23 protein-coding genes are annotated in these 22,616 nt (G+C 63.3%); 13 read left to right on the top strand and 10 right to left on the bottom strand.

Annotated elements, in window-relative coordinates; all coding sequences use genetic code 11:
* Positions 1–110 precede the first annotated feature (110 nt).
* A complete protein-coding gene (locus tag ADIAG_RS17560; RefSeq protein ID WP_007272776.1) occupies positions 111–887 on the top strand; it encodes a LysE family translocator in 777 nt (258 codons plus the stop codon).
* Positions 888–973: 86 nt separating this feature from the next.
* On the top strand, positions 974–2,422 hold the full coding sequence (locus tag ADIAG_RS17555) for a DUF5129 domain-containing protein (RefSeq protein WP_007272775.1): 1,449 nt from the start codon (positions 974–976) through the stop codon (positions 2,420–2,422).
* A 98-nt stretch (positions 2,423–2,520) separates the two neighbouring features.
* On the opposite strand, the gene ADIAG_RS17550 is transcribed toward ADIAG_RS17555, so the two are convergent.
* The 3 genes from ADIAG_RS17550 to soxR all read right to left on the bottom strand — a co-directional run bounded on the left by ADIAG_RS17550 (position 2,521) and on the right by soxR (position 4,299).
* Entirely contained in the window at positions 2,521–3,150 is a 630-nt protein-coding gene (locus ADIAG_RS17550; protein WP_007272774.1) for a superoxide dismutase, read from the bottom strand.
* Between the two features lie 60 nt (positions 3,151–3,210).
* Positions 3,211–3,729 carry a flavin reductase family protein gene (locus ADIAG_RS17545; protein ID WP_007272773.1) on the bottom strand — a complete coding sequence of 173 codons (519 nt, stop codon included), beginning with the start codon at positions 3,727–3,729 and terminating at the stop codon, positions 3,211–3,213.
* 102 nt (positions 3,730–3,831) lie between these two features.
* Complete coding sequence (gene soxR, locus ADIAG_RS17540; protein ID WP_007272772.1) at positions 3,832–4,299, bottom strand: redox-sensitive transcriptional activator SoxR; 468 nt, start codon at positions 4,297–4,299, stop codon at positions 3,832–3,834.
* A gap of 89 nt (positions 4,300–4,388) precedes the next feature.
* On the opposite strand from soxR, the gene ADIAG_RS17535 reads away from it, so the two are divergent.
* The 6 genes from ADIAG_RS17535 (at position 4,389) to ypfJ (ending at position 10,050) form a co-directional block, all read left to right on the top strand.
* Positions 4,389–5,423 carry an AI-2E family transporter gene (locus tag ADIAG_RS17535; protein ID WP_043475834.1) on the top strand — a complete coding sequence of 345 codons (1,035 nt, stop codon included), beginning with the start codon at positions 4,389–4,391 and terminating at the stop codon, positions 5,421–5,423.
* A gap of 19 nt (positions 5,424–5,442) precedes the next feature.
* Entirely contained in the window at positions 5,443–6,897 is a 1,455-nt protein-coding gene (locus ADIAG_RS17530) for a phospholipase D-like domain-containing protein (protein WP_007272770.1), read from the top strand.
* Between the two features lie 164 nt (positions 6,898–7,061).
* Positions 7,062–7,676, top strand: a complete 615-nt coding sequence (locus ADIAG_RS17525) for a biotin transporter BioY (RefSeq protein ID WP_007272769.1) — start codon at positions 7,062–7,064, stop codon at positions 7,674–7,676.
* 59 nt (positions 7,677–7,735) lie between these two features.
* Positions 7,736–8,449, top strand: a complete 714-nt coding sequence (locus tag ADIAG_RS17520) for an energy-coupling factor ABC transporter ATP-binding protein (protein ID WP_007272768.1) — start codon at positions 7,736–7,738, stop codon at positions 8,447–8,449.
* Positions 8,446–9,072 (top strand): energy-coupling factor transporter transmembrane component T family protein, encoded by a 627-nt coding sequence (locus ADIAG_RS17515; protein ID WP_007272767.1) that lies wholly within the window; start codon positions 8,446–8,448, stop codon positions 9,070–9,072. Before ADIAG_RS17520 ends, ADIAG_RS17515 begins: the two co-directional genes overlap by 4 nt.
* Positions 9,073–9,135: 63 nt before the next feature.
* The gene (gene ypfJ, locus ADIAG_RS17510; protein ID WP_007272766.1) at positions 9,136–10,050 is read left to right on the top strand and encodes a KPN_02809 family neutral zinc metallopeptidase; all 915 of its coding nucleotides are present in this window, start codon (positions 9,136–9,138) and stop codon (positions 10,048–10,050) included.
* Positions 10,051–10,129: 79 nt separating this feature from the next.
* On the opposite strand, the gene ADIAG_RS17505 is transcribed toward ypfJ, so the two are convergent.
* The 5 genes from ADIAG_RS17505 to ADIAG_RS17485 form a co-directional block, all read right to left on the bottom strand.
* Complete coding sequence (locus ADIAG_RS17505; RefSeq protein ID WP_007272765.1) at positions 10,130–10,474, bottom strand: metal-sulfur cluster assembly factor; 345 nt, start codon at positions 10,472–10,474, stop codon at positions 10,130–10,132.
* 2 nt (positions 10,475–10,476) lie between these two features.
* Entirely contained in the window at positions 10,477–11,235 is a 759-nt protein-coding gene (sufC, locus tag ADIAG_RS17500) for a Fe-S cluster assembly ATPase SufC (protein ID WP_007272764.1), read from the bottom strand.
* A gap of 70 nt (positions 11,236–11,305) precedes the next feature.
* Entirely contained in the window at positions 11,306–12,583 is a 1,278-nt protein-coding gene (gene sufD, locus ADIAG_RS17495; protein WP_007272763.1) for a Fe-S cluster assembly protein SufD, read from the bottom strand.
* A 2-nt stretch (positions 12,584–12,585) separates the two neighbouring features.
* Complete coding sequence (gene sufB, locus ADIAG_RS17490) at positions 12,586–14,046, bottom strand: Fe-S cluster assembly protein SufB (RefSeq protein WP_007272762.1); 1,461 nt, start codon at positions 14,044–14,046, stop codon at positions 12,586–12,588.
* Positions 14,043–14,831: a helix-turn-helix transcriptional regulator gene (locus tag ADIAG_RS17485; protein WP_397387428.1), complete on the bottom strand. Its 789-nt coding sequence runs from the start codon at positions 14,829–14,831 to the stop codon at positions 14,043–14,045. Before ADIAG_RS17485 ends, sufB begins: the two co-directional genes overlap by 4 nt.
* Before the next feature lie 160 nt (positions 14,832–14,991).
* On the opposite strand from ADIAG_RS17485, the gene ADIAG_RS17480 reads away from it, so the two are divergent.
* The 3 genes from ADIAG_RS17480 to ADIAG_RS17470 are packed head-to-tail and all read left to right on the top strand — an operon-like array spanning position 14,992 to position 17,654.
* A complete protein-coding gene (locus ADIAG_RS17480) occupies positions 14,992–15,939 on the top strand; it encodes an ABC transporter ATP-binding protein (protein ID WP_007272760.1) in 948 nt (315 codons plus the stop codon).
* Positions 15,929–16,702: an ABC transporter permease gene (locus tag ADIAG_RS17475; protein ID WP_007272759.1), complete on the top strand. Its 774-nt coding sequence runs from the start codon at positions 15,929–15,931 to the stop codon at positions 16,700–16,702. The genes ADIAG_RS17480 and ADIAG_RS17475 overlap by 11 nt, the downstream gene beginning before the upstream one ends.
* A gap of 19 nt (positions 16,703–16,721) precedes the next feature.
* On the top strand, positions 16,722–17,654 hold the full coding sequence (locus tag ADIAG_RS17470; protein ID WP_007272758.1) for a COX15/CtaA family protein: 933 nt from the start codon (positions 16,722–16,724) through the stop codon (positions 17,652–17,654).
* Positions 17,655–17,719: 65 nt separating this feature from the next.
* Here ADIAG_RS17470 and ADIAG_RS17465 read toward each other — a convergent pair whose 3' ends face one another.
* Complete coding sequence (locus ADIAG_RS17465; protein ID WP_235045954.1) at positions 17,720–18,547, bottom strand: phosphotransferase; 828 nt, start codon at positions 18,545–18,547, stop codon at positions 17,720–17,722.
* Between the two features lie 54 nt (positions 18,548–18,601).
* Here ADIAG_RS17465 and ADIAG_RS17460 point away from each other — a divergent pair, with 54 nt between their 5' ends.
* Positions 18,602–19,090, top strand: a complete 489-nt coding sequence (locus tag ADIAG_RS17460; protein WP_007272756.1) for a GNAT family N-acetyltransferase — start codon at positions 18,602–18,604, stop codon at positions 19,088–19,090.
* 102 nt (positions 19,091–19,192) lie between these two features.
* Here ADIAG_RS17460 and ADIAG_RS17455 read toward each other — a convergent pair whose 3' ends face one another.
* Positions 19,193–20,176 (bottom strand): heme o synthase, encoded by a 984-nt coding sequence (locus ADIAG_RS17455; protein ID WP_007272755.1) that lies wholly within the window; start codon positions 20,174–20,176, stop codon positions 19,193–19,195.
* Positions 20,177–20,494: 318 nt separating this feature from the next.
* On the opposite strand from ADIAG_RS17455, the gene tkt reads away from it, so the two are divergent.
* On the top strand, positions 20,495–22,606 hold the full coding sequence (gene tkt / locus ADIAG_RS17450; protein ID WP_007272754.1) for a transketolase: 2,112 nt from the start codon (positions 20,495–20,497) through the stop codon (positions 22,604–22,606).
* The last annotated feature ends 10 nt before the right edge of the window (positions 22,607–22,616 follow it).

The raw sequence follows: 22,616 nt of genomic DNA, 5'->3' as shown, positions 1-22,616 counted from the left end.
CAAACTAAAACTTGCGTCAATCCTATGATTCTCGCCGGAACACGCAAGCACCTCTCGACGATTTGTTCATAAACTTGCGCATACCAACAACACGGGGAAAGAGATCACTCATGGACATCGCAACCATTCTTGGATTTCTTGGGGTGTCGTTCGCTCTCGCCATGACTCCCGGCGCCGACTGGGCCTATGCGATTTCTGCTGGCCTTGGGCGGCACAAGGTCACTTCCGCCGTTGCTGGATTGTGCAGTGGATACATTTTCCATACAACCCTCATCGTCGCCGGCATGGCCACCCTGGTGGCGAGCAACCCCCGGTTGCTGTCCTGGATCACGCTGGCAGGTGCGGCTTACCTGCTCTGGTTGGGTATCAGCACGGCACGGTCCTGGCGCGGCGCAGGATTCAGCGCCGACTCAGGCATGCTGTCGGCGGTACAAAGTGAAACACCGACGCAAGGCTCCTACACAGGCGAACACGGTGGCGTAGACACGGCAGTTCGCACGATCGTACGGTCCGCTGCGCCCGCAGCGACGAAGGAGCGCTTCTTCGGGCCCGCGTTTCTTCGCGGTCTGGGTACCAGTGGGACCAACCCCAAGGCATTGCTGCTCTACTTGGCACTGATCCCACAGTTCATTCATGCAGATGCTGCGTTCCCAGTGCCGGTACAGACGGCTTTGCTGGGCATCAGCCACATGATCCTGTCCATTTTCATCTACTCGGGCGTGGCATTGGGTGCGCGGGTGTTGCTGCGCCAGCGTCCAACAGCGGCACGGTTCATTACCTTGTTCAGCGGGCTGATCATGATCGTATTGGGGCTTCTTCTCGTCGCTGAACAAGCTCCAGTTCTCGCCGACTCTCTCAGAACTTTACTGTTCTTTTTGGGTAAGTAGACCTGGCCCAGCAACCCGGAATCGATCGATTGGTCTAATCCAGCTAGGGTTCTAAAGAAGACTGCAATCGACGAACGGCAATATTCATGCGAAAGCTTCTCTCCATCCTTGCCCTGGGCGCACTGTTTTTGATCGGCGGCGCTCCCGCGGCAAGTGCCTCCCAAGCAACCGACATTGTCATCGAGGACACGGCCGGCACCCTTGATGCGAACACCCTGCTCCCGGCCATCGAAAAGATCAAGTTCAACGAGCCGACCAAGGTCGCCATCTACACGCGGGCGGGGAACGAAAGCGACAACCTCAATGAGGAAGTGCTGCGTTTTGCGCGCGAAAAGCATCCCGAATGGTTAAGCAGCGACAGGCAAAAGTGGGCCGACTCGCTATTCGTCTTTGCGCTGGACCCCGCAGGCCGACAGGTCGGGACATATTTCGGAGAGGATCGAAAGGTTTCTCCCGGCCAACGAGATGACATCCAGAACGCCACCAAGGATCTGTTCAAAGAAGCCCAATGGACTGACGGAAGCATCGCCGGCGTCGAGCGGGCAGCACAGTTGATGAACCGTCCCTGGTACAAGTCCCCGAAGCTTTATGCGTGGAGCGGCGGAATCCTGGTGGTCGGCGGGATCAGCGTCGGCAGCACGTTGTATGTGCGCAAGACCTACCGGACCCGTTCCGAAAAGGCGCTGGAGATTGGCAACGCCAGCTACTCGAACGTCAGCCTGGATCTCGAAGCCACCGAGCTGAATGCGAAGACCATCAACGGCGATTCGCGTTATGGCAGCCTCGTGCTAGAGAAATACCGCGGATTCATGGCCGCCTACAACGACCTGGCCGAACAGGGCAACAAGGCAAATGATATGGATACGAAGTTGCACCAGCGCAAGGAAACAGCCTTGTTCATGGAGAAGTACGCGGGCAAGGCCACGGAGCTGGACCGGCTCGATGACGTGATCGCAGATACCAACATGCTGTTGAACATGGGATCGGGGTGGGCCGCGGCATGGGAGCGGCAGCTGGCTCCGCTGCGTGAGGACCTCGCCGAAATCGACCCGCTGGTCACCGGCAAACATGCCGTTCCCGATGCCCCGGCAGCCATTGCGCTCACGCGCTTCAAGACCATGACCGCTGACGAGGTGGAAAAGTGGGGTGCGGCCCTGCAATCCCGGCAGCTTTCCCCCGAGGACGGGCTCGACAAGATTGCTGCGGCTCGCGAGGAGTTGACCGAGGTGCTCAAGGAGTACTCCGAGGCAGTGATCGCGAAGTTTGCCAAGGACAAGGAAGAAGAGAAGATGATGCGCGCCGCCATGCGTACCCCCGAGGCCAGCGGCACGAGCCATTCCTCGAACCACAGCATCCTTGGCACCGTCTACCCTTCCAACAGGTTCTGGTCGGTCGTGGGCTTCAGCGTCGGCTACCGTTCAGGACGTTCAAGCGTCCAGGAAAGCCGTAGCGCGAGCTCGTCGACGGGCGGCAGCACTGGATACGGTTCCAGTGGCGGGAGCTTCTCCGGTTCGGGTTCCTCCTCCCGCTTCTGATCGGCCAGCCTGCCCGAGGGACAAACGCACAGGGGGCGGACCTCGCCTCGGACTAAAAACCGAAGCAAGGCCCGCCCCTTGCGTTGAGCTCGGGTGTGTTACTTGCCCGGGACGATCAACTGCGCCGCACCAGCACGGGCAGCCTCGAAGCGAGCCGACACATCAGCCCAGTTCACGATGTTCCAAAAAGCCTTCACGTAATCGGCCTTAACATTCACGTAATCCAGGTAGAAAGCGTGCTCCCACATGTCCAGCATCAACAACGGAGTCGTTGCCACCGGCACGTTGCCCTGCTGATCGTAAAGCTGCTCGATGACCAACTGGGAACCCAGGCCCTCAAAGCCCAGCAATGCCCAACCCGAACCCTGCAAGCTCATCGCCGCAGCAGTGAAGTGCGCACGGAAAGCGTCAAACGAACCAAACGCATCATCAATCGCGGCAGCCAATTCACCCTCTGGCTTGTCTCCACCTTCCGGGGACAGGTTGTTCCAGAAGATCGAGTGGTTGGTGTGACCACCCAAGTGGAACGCCAGATCCTTGGAAAGCTTCGGCACATTGCCGAATTCGCCCTTCTCGCGGGCCTCCGCCAACTGCTCCCACGCCGAATTCGCGCCGGCAACATACGCGGCATGGTGCTTGGAGTGGTGCAACTCCATGATCCGCGCCGAAATGTTCGGCTCCAACGCCGCGTAATCGTACTGCAGCTCAGGCAAGGTATAAATAGCCAAAATTGACTCCTCATTCTCGTGTTTTATGGGATCCAGCGCCCGGTTCCTCCGGGAGTCCGGTCAATCGGTGAGTCGCGTGTGCTCACCAATGCTGTGGTAGCCGCGCCGGTGGTAGACCAGTGGCGCGGCACTTGCTTGGCCCTCGAAGATCTCGAGGACTTCTGCTACGACGACTGTTGCCGGCCCCGCCGGGACCCGGGACTCGATCGAGCAACGCATGGCGGCACCCAATCCATGGATCAGGGGTTCTCCGCCGGGCAAGGCCTCCCAGTGCGGCACGTTGGTGAAGCGATTTTCTCCGGGACCAGCAAACAACGCGGCAATGTCTGCGTTGCCTGCCGTAAGCAGGTGCACCACGACAGTTTCCGCCTCCAGGATTGCCCGGGCGGCCCCGGAACTCCTAGCAATGTTGAAAGCTAGATACGCCGGGTCCGCCGAAACCGAAATCAACGACGAAGCGGTGATGCCTACCGGTCCGCGTGCGCCGGAAGCCGTTACGACGGCCACTCCGGCGGGGTGGTTGCCGAAGGCGGCACGGAACTGCTCCGTGATGACTGCTGGCGGAAGTTGGGTGTGCACGGCTGGTGGAAGTTCCTCTCATCAGGATCCGTGGCCCCTGGGCCCGGAATTATCCTTATCTGCTACCCCAACGCTAGAACCTCAACCTTGGTTGAGGTCAAATCACAGGCTATCGCGAAACAGCTTTGCCCCTCCACGTTCGTCGGCCAGCTGGTCATTGGGGTTAACAAACCCGCATTCGGCCAAGGAGAGGCAGCCGCAACCAATGCAGCCGCCGAGCCCGTCACGTAGTGATTGCAGCTGGTGGATCCGCTCCTGCAGGTCATCGCGCCAGGCTGCGGAAACAGCCTGCCAGTCTTCCTTGAGCGGGGTCTGGTCGTCGGGTAACCCGGCAAAGATCTCCGCGATGGAGGCCAAGGGGATTCCGGCGCGCTGGGCCGCCCTGATCACAGCCACGCGCCGCAGCACGCTGCGATCAAAGCGACGCTGATTGCCAGAGGTGCGCCACGAGGAAATCAGCCCCTCACGCTCGTAGTAGTGCAGCGCCGAGACGGCAACGCCCGATCTGGCAGCGACCTGTCCCACGCTCAGGTCCTGCGCGGCCGTCTCACCCATGTCCATGGGTTCCATTCTGCCTCCTCTTCGCGTCTAGGGCGCTCCATGGACGGTGTGATGGCATGATCTTCTACAAGCGGCAGCGGAGAAAAGGTGCGTACTTCATGAAACCAACGTTCAGGTCAGGGTTTGTTGTAACGCTCGGGGTGCTGGTCGCGCTCGGGCTGGGTGCGGCAGTCGTTTCGTTGACCTACGTGCTGACGCTGGTGTTCGTGGCGCTATTTGTGGCGCTGGGACTGGATCCGGTGGTCAGCAGGCTCGAACGCCTGGGACTTAGCCGGGTCAAGGCGGTACTGTGCGTCATTGCCGCACTTCTGGTCTTCTCCGCACTGGTGCTGGCCCTGGTCATTCCGCTGTTGGTCACCGAAGGCCGAAAGCTGTTGATATCGCTTCCCTCAAGCCTTGAAGGAATCGAATCCCAGGTGTGGTTCAGCGAACTCAATGAAACCCTAGGCGGCGCCCTGGTGCCGGGCCTTGAATGGCTGCAGCGCACCGTTGCTGACCCGTCGGTGTGGCTCACCGTGGGCAACGGTGCCTTAAAGGCCGGCTTCGGGTTCGCCAACGGCGTCTTTGCGGTGCTCTTCGTGACGATGCTGACCATGTACTTTGTCATTGGTCTGGAATCGATGAAAAACGGCTTCTACGATCTGGTCCCGGCCTCGAAACGGGTGCGGGTGCGCGAGCTGGGCGAGGAGATCGCAGCCTCGGTCGGCAGCTACCTCAGCGGAATGGCCATCCTTGCAGCCATCAACGCGACCTTCACCTTCATCCTCCTGACCGTGCTGCAGGTACCCTTCGCCGCGGTACTTGGAGTCCTGGCCCTGCCGCTCACCATGATCCCGCTGATCGGGTCGGTCATCAGCACCAGCATCGTCACCGTCGTGGCGCTCTTCCACTCCCCCGGCACCGCGCTGGTAGTGCTCGTGGTCATGGTCGCCTACATGCAGATCGAGGCCTACGTGCTCACTCCGAAAGTGGTCGGCAAGGCCATCCGCATCCCCGCCTCGATGGTGTTGATCGGGGCGCTTGCAGGCGGCACCCTGGCCGGTCTGCTCGGCGCGCTGGTGGCCTGCCCGACCTCGGCGGCGATCCTGCTGATCCTCAAGAAGGTCGTTGTCCCGGCGCAGGCCGCGCGATGAGCCGCGAGGGACTGAGAGCATGAGCGATTTCGACTGGTGGGCTCTGGCCTTGGGCGCCGGGCATGTGGCCCTTGGACTGCTGGCCACGATCCTGGTCTCGCGCAATCGCAAGCCCGCCGAGGCCATCGCCTGGGTCATGGCCATCGTATTCATCCCGTTCCTGGGTGCCTTGACCTTCCTGCTGATCGGCTTCGGCCGCCTTCCCGCACACCGCCGCGCCAAGCAACGCGAGGTCAACACGCTGATGCTCGAGCGCACGGCCGGCCCCTGGCGCACCAGCCACGAACCGGACTGGCCACGTTGGCTGGGCCCGGCCACCGAATTGAACAGGAACCTCGGGGCGCTACCCATGGTCGGCGGGAACGACATCACGCTCAACGACGACTATCTGGGAACGATCGCGCAAATGGCAGACGCCATCGATGCTGCACAACACAGGGTGCACGTGCAGTTCTACATCGGGGTGCTCGATCAGGCCACCGAACCATTCTTCCAAGCCCTCGCCAGGGCCACCGCTCGCGGAGTCAACGTCCGGGTGCTGCTGGACCATGTTGCGGCGCAGATGTACCCGCGGCGCCGCGAGACCGCAGCGTTCCTGGAATCGATCGGGGCGCATCTTCACCATATGCTCCCGCTGCGGCCCTGGCGCGGACAATGGCAGCGCCCCGATCTGCGCAACCACCGCAAGCTGCTGATCATCGACTCCTCGGTGGGCTTCACCGGTTCGATGAATCTCATCGAACCGCGCTATCACAAGGCCAAGAACATCAAGCGGGGCCTGTCGTGGCACGAACTGATGATCCGCGTCCAAGGCCCGGCAGTGCGCGAACTCGACGCGGTATTCATCACCGATTGGTACAGCGAAACGGGTGAACGGTTGGCCCTGGACACCTCCCCCATCGAGCTGGAGGCCGTCAACGGGGACATCGACGCGCAGGTGCTGCCCAGCGGGCCAAGCTTCGAGAACGACAACAGCCTCAAGCTCTTCACCATGATGATCCACCAGGCCACCACGCGGGTCTCGATCACCAGCCCCTACTTCGTGCCCGATGAATCGATCCTGCTGGCAATCCTCACCACCGCCGCACGCGGGGTCCCGGTGGAGCTATTCGTCTCGGAAATCGGAGACCAGGCCATGGTCCACCACGCGCAGCGCTCCTACTACGAGGTCCTGTTGCGGGCCGGGGTGCGGATCTACCTGTATCGGGCTCCGCGGGTGCTTCACGCCAAGCATTTCTCCATCGACAATGAGGTTGCCGTCATTGGTTCCTCGAACATGGACATGCGTTCGTTCTCCTTGAACATGGAGATCTCGGTGCTGCTGCACGGCCCGGCACTGCTTGCGGATCTGTTGGCGGTCGAGGACCTGTACCGTGGAAACTCGCGCGAGCTAAAGCTTGACCAGTGGCTGGCCCGCCCGCTGCGCGAGCGTGCGCTGGATAATTTGGCGCGACTGACCTCGATGTTGCAATGAGCCCTCGGGTGCGCCAAGGCTGCACCCGCATGTGGCAAAAGTCACTTATTGAACAGTGATCAAGACTTTTGAACGGCGTTCAAGTATTGTTTTCGGTAGCGCATCTGCCCGACCATTTAACGGCGCCGCCCGCACCATAGACGAACCGACAGGAACACCAAGCCATGAGCACCACCAGCCATCATCTCGAGGGACACACCCCCACCAAGATCGGCGCCCGCGACCTCGCCTTGGTCTCCGTCTTCGCCGCACTTATCGCAGTACTGACCCTGGTCCCGGCGGTCCCGGTAGGTGCATTGGGTGTCCCCATCACCTTGCAGACCATGGGGATCGGAATCGCCGCGCTCACCCTGGGTTCGTTGCGCGGCGGCTCCGCTGTGGGCCTATACGTGCTGGTCGGATTGGCCGGTGTACCGATTTTCGCCAAGTTCTCCGGCGGGCTGGGTTCGCTCGCCGCCCCCAGCGCCGGCTACCTGTTGGCCTTCCCCATCGCTGCACTGCTCACCGGCGCTTTGGCCACTCTGGTACTGCGCAAAGTGGCACGACGCCGCCGCTTCCTCTGGCTGTTCTTGGCCGCCATGGCCGGCTCGATCTTCGTGACCCACCCGCTGGGCATCCTGGGTATGAGCTTGAACGCCCAGATCCCGCTGAGTCAGGCTTTCATCCTGGACATGGCCTACTGGCCCGGCGACGTGGTGAAAAACTTGCTGGCTGCCGCCATCGCCGTCAGCGTTTTCAAAGCCTTCCCCGGTTTCGCCCGCCGCCGTTTTCAAGGCTGAGTCGCGGCCGATTCCCCCAGTCATTCGCTCCACACCAGCAGCAGGGAATACCGTTAAGCGTGATCCGATTCAATAGCGCCGGGCTGGTTCTGCCCGCCGAAACCCCCGAGCAGGAACCTCGTACCGTCCTGGCCCCCTGTACCCTAGCCCTCGGCGAGAGACGTATCGCCGTGATCGGCGCCAACGGCTCGGGCAAATCGACACTGCTGCGTATGATCAACGGGCTGGTCTCGCCCTCGACGGGCACCGTTCAGGTGCACGGATTCGACACCGCGCGCCAAGCCAAAGAGGTCCGCAGTCGCGTCGGCTTCCTGTTCACCGACCCGCTCTCCCAACTGGTGATGCCGGTGGTCTGCGAGGACATCGAACTGTCCTTGAAGACCAGCCACAAGAACCGCGACGCACGCTCAGCCGCGGCGCTTGCAGCCTTGGCTCGGCTTGGCCTGGAACACCTAGCGGAGCGCAGCATCTACGATCTCTCCGGAGGTGAACGGCAGTTGGTGGCACTGTGCAGCGTGCTGGCCGCCGGTCAAGACATCCTCGTCGCCGATGAACCCACCACACTGCTGGATCTGGCCAACAACGAACTGCTGCAAGACACGCTCGATGCCCTGGACCAGCAGGTCATCTACGCCACGCACGATCTGGACTTCGCCGCACGCGCCGACCGTGCGCTGCTGGTCTCCGGTGGCCACATTGTTTTCGACGGGCCGGCTGCCGAGGCCGTTGCCGCTTACCGCCGGCTGGTCAAATACGGGAGCGTTACGGCATGAGCGCCTCGCACCAGATGCTGTTGGGCCACTACCTGTCTGGAAACAGCGTGGTGCACCGCACGCCATTAGCCCTCAAGTACCTGATCGTGCTGCTGGTCGGCGCCGCGGTGCTGCTGTGGCGCATCCCCGCGGTCGGTCTGGGAGCCTTGGCCCTGAGCGTGGGGCTGTTTGCGCTGGCCGGTCCGCGGGTGCTGCGCGCCTGGGCGGCACCGCTACGTCATTTGTGGTGGGTCTTCGTGATCCTGGGGATATACCAGTCGATCCTGAACACCCCACTGTTCGCCGTGACCCTGGTCAGCGGCATGCTGGCGGCGGTCCAATGCGGGCGGCTGGTGCTGCTGACCACCACCCAGGCCGCGCTGCTGGACGGGCTGGAGCGCGCCGCGTCGCCGGTGCGTCTGGTGGGCGGCAATCCGGCGACCATCGCCCTGGCCGTGGCGCTGATGTTGCGCAGCATCCCGGCGATCGCAACCTCGGTACAAGAGGTCTCCGATGCGGCCAAGGCCCGCGGGATCCAACGCAATCCCGCCACCCTGGCGGCCCCGGTAGTAATCAACACCGTGGCCTACGCCCAGCGGACCTCCGACGCGCTGGCGGCTCGCGGCATCATGGAACGCAGCTGAAATTTTCTGCGGCGGGGCGCAAGCTGCCGCCAAAAACCGCTAGACCGTCGTATTGTATGAATCATGAGCTTCAACGACGACGCAAAACTTGATTCCTCACGCATCCGGGATTCCCGTGGCCGCGGCCGCGGCGGCAAGATCGCCGCCGGTGGCGGCGGGATCATCGTGGTGCTATTGGCCGCCGTCCTAGGCATCAACCCCGAGATGCTCTCCGGGCTGGGCCTCGGCTCGCAGCCGGGCGTCGAACAGGGGCCCGGGGATGGTGCGGCACCGGCCATCAGCGAGTGCAAGACCGGATCCGATGCCAATGAGCGCACCGACTGTCGGATCCTGGCCACCACCGAATCGCTGGACGGCTTCTGGCTCGACTACCTGCCCCAGTACGATGTCGCGGTCCAAAAGCCCGGGGTGGAGATCTTCGGCGGACAGGTCGACACCGCCTGTGGCGCGGCTTCCAGCGCGGTGGGGCCGTTCTACTGCCCCGCGGACCAGGTCGCCTACTTTGACACCGGATTCTTCGCCGACCTGCATACCAATTACGGGGCCGACGGCGGGGCGCTGGCCGAAGAGTACGTCGTCGCCCACGAGTACGGGCACCATATCCAGAACACCATCGGCACCCTGTCGGCCTCCCAGCAGGGCGGCACCGGGGCCACCTCCGGTTCGGTGCGTGTGGAACTGCAGGCCGACTGCTTTGCGGGCATGTGGGCGGCGCATGCAGCCAACACCAAGGACGCCTCCGGCACCACGTTCATGGAACCGTTCAGCAAGAGGGATCTGGCCTCGGCACTTTCGGCAGCCTCCGCGGTGGGCGACGACAGGATCCAGGAAGCTGCCACCGGGCAGGTGAATCCCGAGGGCTGGACTCATGGGTCCTCGGCCCAACGCCAGGCCTGGTTTATGCAGGGCTACTCCACCGGGGACATCAACACCTGCGATACGCTCTCGGCAGGAAACCTGGACAAGCCCGGCGCGTGAACCGCCGAACACGAAAAAGCGAGGCGCGATCTCCCCGACCAAGGAGAAATCGCACCTCGCTTTTTACTGTCCGTACGAACTAGATGTTGAAGCCCAAGGCCCGCATCTGGTCGCGACCGTCGTCGGTGATCCGTTCCGGACCCCATGGCGGCATCCAGACCCAGTTCAACCGGTAGGAATCAACAACTGATTCCATGGCCTGTCCGACCTGCTCCTCGATAACATCGGTGAGCGGGCAGGCCGCGGTGGTCAGGGTCATATCGATCAGCAGTGCGCCATCGTCGGCGTACTTGAGCCCGTAGAGCAGCCCCAGGTCGACGATGTTGACACCCAGCTCGGGGTCAATGACATCCTTGAGCGCCTCTTCGACGTCCTCAAGTGCGGTCTCGGCCGATCCGCTTGCCGTTTCGTTGGATACGCTCATGACTAGGCCGGTACGTTCTGGAAGCGGTCGTAGCCCTCGTCTTCAAGGCGGTCTGCAAGCTCCGCGCCACCCTGTTCGGCGATCTTGCCGTCAACGAAGACGTGCACGAAGTCGGGCTTGATGTAGCGCAGGATGCGGGTGTAGTGCGTGATGAGCAAGGTGCCCATCTCGTTTTCGTCCTGAGCGCGGTTAACACCCTCGGAGACGACCTTCAGTGCATCGACGTCCAAACCCGAGTCGGTCTCGTCCAAGATGGCGAACTTCGGCTTGAAGAGTTCCAGCTGCAGGATCTCCACGCGCTTCTTCTCGCCGCCGGAGAAGCCCTCGTTGACGTTGCGCGAGGCGAACTCGGCATCGATCTTGAGGGCTTCCATGGCCGTCTTGACGTCCTTGGTCCAGGTGCGCAGCTTCGGAGCGGTGCCATCGATGGCCGTCTTGGCGGTACGCAAGAAGTTGGTCATCGAAACACCCGGCACCTCGACCGGGTACTGCATGGCCAAGAACAGGCCTGCGCGGGCACGCTCGTCAACACTCATCGCCAGCACGTCTTCACCATCAAGGGTGATCGTGCCGGAGGTGACTTTGTAGCGCGGGTGTCCGGCAATGGTCGAGGCCAAGGTGGACTTGCCCGAACCGTTGGGGCCCATAATGGCGTGGGTTTCACCGGTCTTGATGGTGAGGGAAACACCCTTGAGGATTTCCTTGTCGCCCTGCTCGGTCTCGATGGAGACGTGCAGGTCCTTAATTTCCAGAGTAGACATGCCTTGAGTCCGTTCTCTTTCCGTGATGTCGATACGTTGATCGACGAAGTTTGTGTTGTTGGGGGAAGACTTAGCTGTCCGTGGCGGCGAGCTCGCGCTCGATCGTCTCGGCCAGGCGTTCTTCGATCTCCGGAACCCGGATCTGCTGGACGATCTCGTTCAGGAAGCCGCGCACCACCAGACGGCGTGCGGTCTTCTCGTCGATGCCGCGGCTCATCAGGTAGAAGAGGTGCTCATCGTCAAAGCGTCCGGTCGTCGATGCGTGTCCGGCACCGTCGATCAGGCCGGTCTCGATCTCCAGGTTCGGTACCGAGTCGGCGCGTGCGCCCTCGGTCAGTACCAGGTTGCGGTTGGCCTCGTAGGAGTTGGTCCCCTTGGCTTCCTTGCGAATCAGCACGTCGCCGACCCACACGGTGTGCGCGTCCTTGCCCTGCAGTGCGCCCTTGTACAGGACGTTGGACTTGCAGTTCTCGGTGGCGTGGTCAACGAACAAGCGGTGTTCCAGGTGCTGTCCGGCATCGGCGAAGTACAGCCCGAAGAGCTCTACTTCTCCACCCTCGCCCTCAAAGTGAGCCGAGGGAGTCAAGCGCACGAGGTCACCGCCGTAGGTCACGGCGATGTGCTTCAGGTGCGCGGCCTTGCCGACCTTGGCCAGGTGGGAGGCTGCGTGGATGGCATGCTCGTCCCAGGCCTGCAACGAGATCACTGTCAGCTTGGCGCCTTCGCGGACATCGATTTCGATGTTCTGGGCCAGCACCGCGGATCCGACGTGGTCAATGACCACGACTGACTCGGAGTTGGCTTCGGCAATCAAGACCAAGTGGCTAGCGGCAGCCTCGGTGGAGGTGCCGGTGTAGGTCAAGGTGACCTGTTCGCCGGTGGAGTTCGCCGGGATGGTGACGACCTTGGCCTCGGCTGCATGCTTCCAGGCGTTAGCCGAGATGCGGTCCTCCGGGGTACCTGCCGAACCGACGCGGGCGTCGGTCATGGCCACGGTTTCCAAGGTGGAGACGTTGGCGTCAGTGACGACCAGCTCGGGGGCGACCCCGACCAGCTCATTCTTGTGCAGGCCACCCATGCGCTTAAGCGGGGTGAAACGGAAGTCCTCTTCACGACCGGTCAGCACCGGGAAATCATCGACGTTGTAGCTGGTCAGACGACCAGCACGCGAGGAATCAGGGATGCCGGCTCCGCCACCGTGGCTGTGCGCCTTGGAGGCCGCACCGCCGATCGGTGATGCTGCTTCGTTCATTGGCGAAAGGTTTTCGCCTTCCTCGGTGAACCCCGAAATGCTCGGGGCACCGATGCGGGCCTTTTCGCCCGTTGTGTGAGTTGCGGTATCAGTCATGATTAACCGACGGATCCTTCCATCTGCAGTTCAATGAGGCGGTTGAGTTCCATGGCGTACTCCATCGGAAGCTCGCGGGCAATCGGCTCGACGAAGCCGCGCACGATCATGCCCATGGCTTCTTCTTCGGTCATGCCGCGGCTCATCAGGTAGAACAGCTGCTCCTCGGAGACACGCGAAACGGTTGCCTCGTGGCCCATGGTCACGTCGTCCTCGCGGACGTCGATGTACGGGTAGGTGTCCGAGCGCGAGATCTGGTCAACCAGCAGCGCGTCACACTCGACCGAGTTGCGTGCACCCTTGGCGCCTTCGCGGACCTGGACCAGGCCACGGTAGGCCGAGCGCCCGCCGTTGCGAGCCACCGACTTCGAGACGATCTTCGAGGAGGTGTTCGGGGCGATGTGGACCATCTTCGACCCGGTGTCCTGGTGCTGTCCGGCACCGGCGAAAGCGATCGACAGGGTCTCACCCTTGGCGTGCTCGCCGACCAGGTACACGGCCGGGTACTTCATGGTGACCTTGGAACCGATGTTGCCATCGACCCACTCCATGGTGGCGCCCTCTTCACAGACGGCGCGCTTGGTCACCAAGTTGTACACGTTGTTCGACCAGTTCTGGATCGTGGTGTAGCGGACGCGGGCGCCCTTCTTCACAATGATTTCCACAACTGCCGAGTGCAGCGAATCCGAGGTGTAGATCGGGGCGGTGCAACCCTCGATGTAGTGCACGTAGGAATCCTCATCGGCAATGATGAGGGTGCGCTCGAACTGGCCCATATTTTCCGTGTTGATGCGGAAGTAAGCCTGCAGCGGGATGTCCACGTGGACGCCCTTGGGGACGTATACGAAGGAACCGCCGGACCAGGTCGCGGTGTTCAGTGAGGCGAACTTGTTGTCGCCCACCGGGATGATGGTGCCGAAGTACTCCTTGAAGATGTCTTCGTGTTCCTTCAACGCGGTATCCGTGTCGAGGAAGATGACACCCTGCTTCTCAAGGTCTTCACGCAGCTGGTGGTAGACGACCTCGGACTCGTACTGAGCGGCGACACCGGAAACCAGGCGCTGCTTTTCGGCCTCGGGGATGCCGAGCTTGTCGTATGTGTTCTTGATGTCGTCCGGCAGGTCCTCCCAGCTGGTGGCCTGCTTCTCGGTGGAACGCACGAAGTACTTGATGTTGTCGAAGTCGATGCCCGAGAGGTCTGCACCCCAGGTTGGCATGGGCTTGCGATCGAAGTACTTCAGGCCCTTCAGACGCATGTCCAGCATCCACTGCGGCTCACTCTTGAGCTCAGAGATGTTGCGGACAACGTCCTCGTTGATGCCGCGGCGCGCATTGGCACCGGCATCGTTCTTGTCGCTCCAGCCGTACTCGTAATTACCGATTCCTTGGAGTTCGGGGTTCTTCTCCAGAATCTCGGTAATCACACCGGCGTCAGTGGAGTCCTGTGCAATCTGATCCGTCATCGCGGCCTCTCTTGCTTCGTCATCTTGATTCGAGTTCTCTTCTCAGCTGGCTGAGGAGTTTGGTTCCGACCCACGGGGACGTGGGTCGTACACACATGCCCGCCGCTGGCAAGTGTCGAGAGCCTTCGCACATCGACACCCAGCAGACGGGAAAAGGTCTGGGTTTCCATCTCGCAAAAGACGGGAAATTCCCTGGCCAATTCTTGGATGGGGCAGTGCCCCTGGCACAGCTGGACGCTGGCCATGGTTGCTGTCGGCGAACCTGCGCCGACCTTCCGGGTGGATCCGACAAAACCGTCCTCGGTGAGTGCCTCGCTCAATGCGTCGGCCCGTTCTTCGAGTTCGTCGAGGCCATCCATCAAGGGGCGGTAGCGCCGTTCCATCTCGGCAAATCGCCGGGCGGCGAAGGCTTCGACGGCGGCGGGTCCCGCGGCGCGACCGAGTTCGGTCAGCGCATCGGCGGCAATATCAAGGTAGTCGTTGCCCATCCGGGTTTGGCCGCGGTGCGAAAGCACGTAGCGGCGTGAGGGCCGACCGGCGCCGCTGCGCTGGTTGGCCACGAGTTTGACCTCGACGAGCCCTTGCTTGGAGAGCGCATCAAGGTGGCGACGGACAGCTGCAGGGGTGAAACCCAGGCGCTCGCCCATTTCGGCGGCACTGACCGGGCCATCTTCCAATACTGCATGTAAAACCCGGTCGCGGGTGCGTTCCTCGGCTTCCCCTGTAGCGGGAGCGTTGCGTGCTGGCGCGTCGCCGGCCTGCACGGTCTGTTTCGGTGAATACACAACACAAGCATGCGCTAATCCCCGCGCCGCGTCTAGTAAGGCATTACTTACTTCGCCACCGGTGGAACCGCGCGGGCTTTGGGGGACGGGCCAAAGGAGACCGACGCCACAACAGCGCCTGTCCAAGTTCTACGTGTCCTAGAATAGCTGAGTGTCCAATGTGTCTCCAAGCCTCGTGATCGAGGACTTGCTTAAAGATTTCGGCCCCGTGCCAGCCCTCGACGGCCGGATGGTGCGTGTACTCCACGGCATCAGTCTCAAGGCCGAGCCCGGAAACGTCACGACCCTGCTCGGCGCAAACGGCGCCGGAAAGTCCACGACGCTGGCCTGCGCCCAGGGCCTGGTCCCGGCCAACGGCGGCACCGTCCGCTTGCTGGGTGAGGATCCCTACGGAGCCAGCCCGGCCCTGCGTTCCCGTGTAGGTGTCATGCTGCAAGACGGCGGCCTGCCGCCCTCGATGCGCCCCATTCCACTACTACGGCACGTCGCTTCCTTCTTCCAGCGCCCCGGTGACATCGATGGACTCATCGAACGCTTGGGCATCAACGAATTTGCCACCACCTCCATCCGCCGGCTTTCCGGGGGTCAGAAGCAGCGTGTGGCGCTTGCCGCAGCGCTTGCCGGGAACCCCGAGGTCGTCTTCCTCGACGAACCCAGCGCCGGACTCGATCCGCAGTCGCGCCAGGTGGTCTTCGATTTGATCAACGAATTGCGTGATGCGGGGTTGTGCATCGTGCTCACCACGCATCTGATGGAAGATGCGCAAAGGCTCTCGGATTACGTGTACATCATCAACGACGGACACAACATCGCCCAGGGCACCGTCGCCGAACTGACCGCACACGCAGCGACCGAGACACCGGTTCAGGCGGTGACCTTCAACGCCGCAACGTCGCTGGTGCTGCCAGCATTGCCCGAACACCTGCACCTGGCCGAGTCGACACCCGGGCATTACCGCTTGGATGGTGTGCGCACCGCCGCCGACCTCGCTGCGCTGACCGGTTGGTGGAGCCGCGAAGACATCCTGCCCCACGCGCTGACCATGCAGCCTCGAACACTTGAAGACGTGTTCCTGGAGATTGCCGAGAAGGGTAACCATGCCAATTAGCACGCAGAGCGCCCCCGTTGCCTCCAATGCGCACGGAACACTCAAACGCATCATGTTGCAGGGCCGCTATGAGACTCTGGCCATGCTCGGCAACGGCGAGCAGCTCATCGTTGCCGCGGTGTTGCCGCTGCTGGCCCTGATCGGACTGGTCTTCACCGGCCTGCTCGACGACGTGGCCGAATCGCCCATCGATGCCGCGGCCCCCGGCGTGCTGGCCCTGTGCGTGATATCTACGGCCTTCACCGGGCAGGGAATCGCCACGGGCTTCGATCGCCGGTACGGGGTCCTGCGCTTCTTGTCCACCACGCCGCTGGGACGCGCCGGGCTGATCTACGGCAAGGTCGTGGCCGTCTTGACGGTGTTGGTGCTGCAGGTCATCGTCATCGGCGGGATTTCCCTGCTGATGGGCTGGCGGCCTGCCGTGGCAGGAATCCCGGCGGGCATCGCGCTGCTGGTCCTGGGGGCGGCGGCATTCACCGCCCTGGGTCTCCTGGTGGCGGGCACCGTGCGCCCCGAGGCCACCTTGGCCATCACCAACCTCGCCTGGGTGCTGCTGGCGGCCGTCGGCGGCATCTTGTTCCCGAGCAACCGAGCGCCGGACTACCTGCAGCCCTTCGTCGACCTGCTGCCCTCGGCCGCCTTGGGTGATTCCCTCAGGTCGGCACTTATTTCCGGGAGCACCTCGGTCTCCGGGATCCTGATTCTGCTGGCATGGACAATCATTGCCGGTTTCGCCGCAACCCGCTGGTTCAAATGGAACTAGCATCCTGGAGCACAACACCATGAGCACCGCCACCCCCGCCACCCACAGCTGGACGGACAAGTTGCCGACGGCCGTGAACACCACGGTCCACCGCTTGGCCATCGCTTCCCTCGCCTCGCAGATCGGCATCATCATCACCGGTGGTGCAGTGCGCCTGACCAAGTCGGGTCTGGGTTGCTCGCAGTGGCCGAACTGCGTACCCGGTTCCATGACCCCTGTTGCGGAGGCGGGCATCCATGGGCTGATCGAATTCGGCAACCGCCTGCTCACCTTCATCCTGGCAGCCATCGCGGTGGCCATGATCGTGTCCATCTGGAAGATGCGCGCCGAGCACAAGACCGTCTTCCGGCTCTCGGTCGCCCTGCTTGCCGTCATTCCGGCGCAGGCACTGATCGGCGGCATCACGGTGTGGACCCGCTTGAACCCGTGGGTCGTCTCCCTGCACTTCCTGGTCTCAGCCGCCCTGGTCATGGCCGCTGCGCTGCTGGTGAACCGCACCGGGGCGCTGCTGCGCGGCCAGGACTCGTTGGGCGCACCGGCCGGTGCGACCCAACGCTTCCTGGGCTGGACCATCCTGATCACCTCGGCGCTGGCCTTGGTGCTGGGCACCATCGTCACGGGCACCGGCCCGCACGCCGGGGACGCCGATGCCCCGCGGCACCTGTTCGATCCCTACATCGTGACCCGCATCCATGTGGTTCCGGTGTACCTGCTGGTTTTTGCCACCGTCGTGGCCCTGGTGTTGGCGCTGCGCCACACGACCGATGCGAAGCTGCGCACCCCGTTATGGCTGCTGGCGGCAGTAGTGGTGCTCCAGGGTGTCATCGGCTACGTCCAGCACTTCACCGGCCTGCCGGTCCCCCTGGTCTTGCTGCACATGCTCGGGTCCTCGCTGCTGGCCGCCGCAGCGGTGAACCTCTGGGACCGGGCCACCGCGAAGTTCCCGTTCTAGGCCTGTCGTAACACCAGTACTTTTGACAGAGGCCCTGCCGCGCTAAAAGCGTGTCAGGGCCTCTTTCAGCATCCGGTGGCCCTGCGCTTCGAAAGGCGCATCGCCCACCGCGTGTGCCCACACCGAGGTGCCGATGGCCTCGCGCAGCAGCTCGACGGCCCAGCATCCCGGATCCCGGGATCGGCCCCGTAACCGGTGAGGAAACCTGCTTCCAGTTCCGGATGCGTGTCCCACTGCTGCACGGTCAGTCGGCAGAGGTCGGTAGCGGCGGGGCGGAAGCCGAAACGGCCGAAGTCGATCACGCGCAATGTGCCGTGGTTGCTGAGCCAGTTCCGCGGCTGCCAGTCTCCGTGCGTGGGCACCACGGTGACAGGGTGCGCACCGTGTTCGGCAAGCCGTTGGCGGGCTGCTGCCTCGCTGGCCGCATCAATCCGATGCGACGCGTCGAGCCAACGCAGGGCACGCGCCGTGGCGGCGGCCTCGTGCTCGGTGTCCCGGCGCCCCTCGGTGCGGTGCAGCAGCAAGAGCGCCGCACCGGCCTGCGCGTGGATGTCCGCGCAGTACTCGCCTGCGGTGCCCTCGACCAACGCTCCGGGTTGGTATTCCAGGAGCAACAGGCTCGCCTCTCGGCGCCAGTGCAGCAGTCTCCCGACCAATCCGGCGGCGATCAGCTTCCCGGTGTGCCCCCGGTGCGCGGTGAGCTCGCGTCCGATGTGGTGGTTCGCTCCCCCGGCACCCTTGACGATGAACTCGCGGTTTCCTGCCCGCACATGCAGAACTTTGGTGTCCAGCTGGCCCCATGAGAGATCCGCCAACAGCACCGGGTCCCCGAGCCACCTCCGAACGAGCCCCGATTGCCTGACCGAAAGCAGCCTGCTGTCCCGTCTCGCCATGGTTCCAGAGACTTCCAGCGGACCCACCGGCGCTCGGTGAGTATGGTTGGTTTCATGACAGCCACCCGGATCCGCGCCCCGCGTCCGCAAGACGCCGAGGCCCTGGCCGAACTCCATCTGGAAACGTGGGCCGAGACCTACTGCGGGGTGTTCCCCGATTCCGCCTGGGGCCAGGAGGCACGACGCGGTCGAATTCGGATGTGGAGTTCGATCTGTTCGGCGCCGCGCCCCGGTGATTGCTTTGCGGTGGCCGAACGCGATGGCAGGCTCATCGGTCTGGCCGGGGCCGGTGCCAGCCAGGACAGCCCTGCCCCGCGGGAGAAACAATTGTTCTTCATCTACGTGCTGGCCTCAGAGCACGGAACCGGCGCGGGCCAGGAATTGGCCGATGCGGTACTCAGCCAGGGCCCGGCGAGCCTGTGGGTGCTCGGCACCAGCTCCCGGGCCATGGCTTTCTACTCCCGCAATGGATTTGTTCCCGACGGGACCCGGCGCCCCTGCGCGTATGAGGGTGCGGGCGACGAGATCCGCATGGTGCGCTGAGTCGTTTCTTCCGCGGCGCTCAGCCTCGGGGGAAGCTGATGACCGACAACAAAGCGGCCCCCGGAAAATCCGGGAGCCGAGTGCAAAAGCTGACGAGGGGACCTAGCCGAAGAGCGGGCCGCCCACGAACGGGTCGATGGCCAGCGCCACGAAGATCAGCGTCAGGTAGGTGATGGAGATGTGGAAGACCTTCATGGCCTTCTTGTTCATCTCGGCCGGCTCGTGGTCGCGCTGTGCCTCGCGGTAGAGCACGTGGCACTCGTAGACGAACCAGAGGCCCGAGACACCGGTGACGACGGTGTAGACGATGCCTGCGTAGCCCATCGGCACCAGCAGCAGCGAGCATGCCAGCGTCGCCCAGGCGTAGAGCACTACCTGTACCGAGACGCGGCGTGCGGAGGAGATGGCACCGAACATCGGCACGTGTGCGGCGTTGTAGTCATCGGCATACTTCATGGACAGCGGCCAGTAGTGCGGCGGGGTCCACAAGAAGATGATCAGGAACAAGATGATCGCCGGCCACTCGACCTTGTTGGTCACCGCGGCCCAAGCGATCAGCACCGGCATGCAACCGGCGATCCCGCCCCAGACGATGTTCTGCGAGGTGCGGCGCTTAAGGATCAGCGTGTACAGCACCACGTAGAAGAGGATCGCCGCCAGCCCCAGCGCGGTGGTCAGCGGATTGGTGCCGAACCACAACACGGCCAGCGAGGCAATGGCCAGCACCCAGGAGAAGATCAGCGCCTCGCGCTCGGTGACCTCACCGGTGACCAGCGGACGGCCCTTGGTTCGCTTCATGACCCGGTCCATGTCCCGATCGATGTAACAGTTGAAGGCGCCCGAAGCGCCGGCGGCCATGGCGCCGCCCAGCAAGGTGGCAACCACCAGGGAAATCGAGGGGAACCCGCGTTCGGCAAACATCATGGTCGGCAACGTGGTCACCAGCAGCAGTTCGATCACACGCGGTTTGGTCAACGCCACGTAGGCCTTGGTCTTTCGCGAGACGAATTCGCCGGCCGATTCGTTCAGCTGCCGAGCTGCGCGAGCCCTGGTTGCGGAGTCAACGGACACGGTCTTCACAGACATCTACTCAGTTCTACGGGGGCAATAAGGACAATCACCGTCCATCATACCCTTTTTACGACACGTAGAAATAGGCGGTGTTCCTAGCGCGCTATCCGCCCGTAGATGTGTGCGCCCGGTCGATAGTTTTCGCCATGCCTCAACAAGTGGTCGCAAAAGGATGAAACGGCGGCCAATGGCGCTAAGCTGGGAGTGTTGCGCCGCCGCCGAAACCGTCTAGTGAACCATTGGATGGATGATGGCGGCGTTGTGCTTGCAGGGCCTAACGCCGACGCAACCAACTGACTTTTACATGCACACCGTACAGGGAGGACCCACACCGTGGCGCCAGTAGCAGACAACAGCGAATTCTCTTGGACCGATCTTGACCAGAAAGCCGTCGACACCGCCCGCGTGTTAGCCGCAGACGCCGTCGAGAAGGTCGGCAACGGCCACCCCGGCACCGCGATCTCGCTGGCCCCGGCCGCATACATGCTCTTCCAGCAGCACCTGCGCCACGATCCGTCCGACCCGACGTGGATCGGACGCGACAGGTTTGTGCTCTCACCGGGCCACACCTCGTTGACCCTCTACCTGCAGCTTTTCCTCTCCGGCTACGGCTTGGAAATGGAAGACCTTCAGGCGCTGCGCACCTGGGGTGCCAAGACCCCCGGCCACCCGGAACACGGTCACACCGCCGGTGTGGAAATCACCACCGGTCCGCTGGGCCAGGGCCTGGCCTCGGCCGTGGGCTTCGCCTACGGCCAGCGCCGGATGCGCGGCATGATGGACCCGACCGCAGCGCCCGATACGTCCCCGTTCGACCACACCGTGTGGGTCATCGCCTCCGATGGAGATCTGCAGGAGGGCATCACCTCCGAGGCTTCCTCGCTGGCCGGTCACCAGGAACTGGGCAATCTTGTCGTCATTTACGATGAGAACCACATCTCCATCGAAGACGACACAGACGTCGCGTTCACCGAGAACGTGCTGGGCCGTTACGACGCCTACGGCTGGCACACCCAGCGCGTGGACTGGACCAAGACCGGGAACTACGTTGAGGACCTCGCGGAACTGGACGCCGCTCTGCGCGCCGCCAAGGCCGAGACCTCCCGCCCCTCGATCATTTCGTTGCGCACCGTCATCGGCTTCCCGTCCCCGACCAAGTCCGACACCGGGTCCATCCACGGCTCCAAGCTGGGTACCGACGAGGTCGCAGGACTGAAAAAAGCTTTGGGCTTCGACCCGGAGCAGTCCTTCGCCATCGACTCCGAGGTACTGCAGCACGCCCGCGAGGTCCAGACCCGCGGCAGCGCGGCCCGCGCCAGCTGGCAGGAAGGCTTCGATGCCTGGTCCGCCGCGAACCCGGAAAACGCCGCACTGCTGAACCGTCTGGAATCCGGAGAACTGCCGGCCGGCTGGGATGAGAACCTCCCGGTCTTCGAACCCGGCAAGGACGTCGCCACCCGCTCGGCCTCCGGCAAGGTCATCAACGCCGTCGCCTCCGTGCTGCCCGAGCTCTGGGGCGGCTCGGCCGACCTGGCCGGCTCGAACAACACCACCATCGAGGGCGCTCCTTCGTTCATCCCGGAATCACGCTCCACCGATTCCTGGACCGGCAACCCGTACGGACGGGTGCTGCACTTCGGCATCCGCGAGCACGCAGCTGCAGCCATCGTCAACGGCATCACCCTGGCCTCCCCGACGCGCGCTTTCTCGGGTACCTTCCTGATCTTCTCCGACTACCAGCGCCCGGCCATCCGCCTTTCGGCGTTGATGGGCGTGCCCTCGATCTACGTGTGGACGCACGACTCCATCGGCCTGGGCGAAGATGGGCCGACGCACCAGCCCGTTGAGCAGCTCGCCTCCTTGCGCGCCATCCCGAACCTTGATGTGGTCCGCCCGGCGGATGCCAACGAGGTCTCCTACGCGTGGAAGAAGATTCTGGAAACCACCTCGAACCCGGCCGGCATCGTCCTGTCGCGGCAGAACCTGCCGGTCTACGACCGCAGCCAGCTAGGCTTCGGCTCGGCCGAAGGCGTGGCCAAGGGCGCCTACGTGCTGGCCGACGCCACCGCCAACGGCCAGGTCGTCACCCCGCAGGTACTGCTACTGGGCACCGGCTCCGAGGTCTCCTTGGCCATCGAGGCCCGCGAGGCATTGGCAGCACAGGGCGTAGCAGCCCGCGTCGTGTCCATCCCCTGCCTGGAATGGTTCAATCAGCAGGACGCCGCCTACCGCGAATCGGTGCTGCCGGCAGCTGTGAAGGCCCGTGTCTCGGTCGAAGCCGGCGTGGCCATGGGCTGGCGCGAGCTGGTCGGAGATGCCGGACGGATCATCTCCCTGGACCACTACGGGGCGTCGGCTGACTACAAGCGCCTGTTCACCGAGTTCGGGATCACCGCCGAGGCCGTCGCCGCCGCGGCACTCGAGTCCCTCGCGGCCGCCAAGTAACCCGCTTCCC

The sequence above is a fragment of the Paeniglutamicibacter gangotriensis Lz1y genome (genome assembly GCF_000348945.1).
Taxonomy (GTDB): domain Bacteria; phylum Actinomycetota; class Actinomycetes; order Actinomycetales; family Micrococcaceae; genus Paeniglutamicibacter; species Paeniglutamicibacter gangotriensis.
Note: the sequence above shows the minus strand (reverse complement) of the source record. Positions and strands in the feature narration are given on the sequence as shown.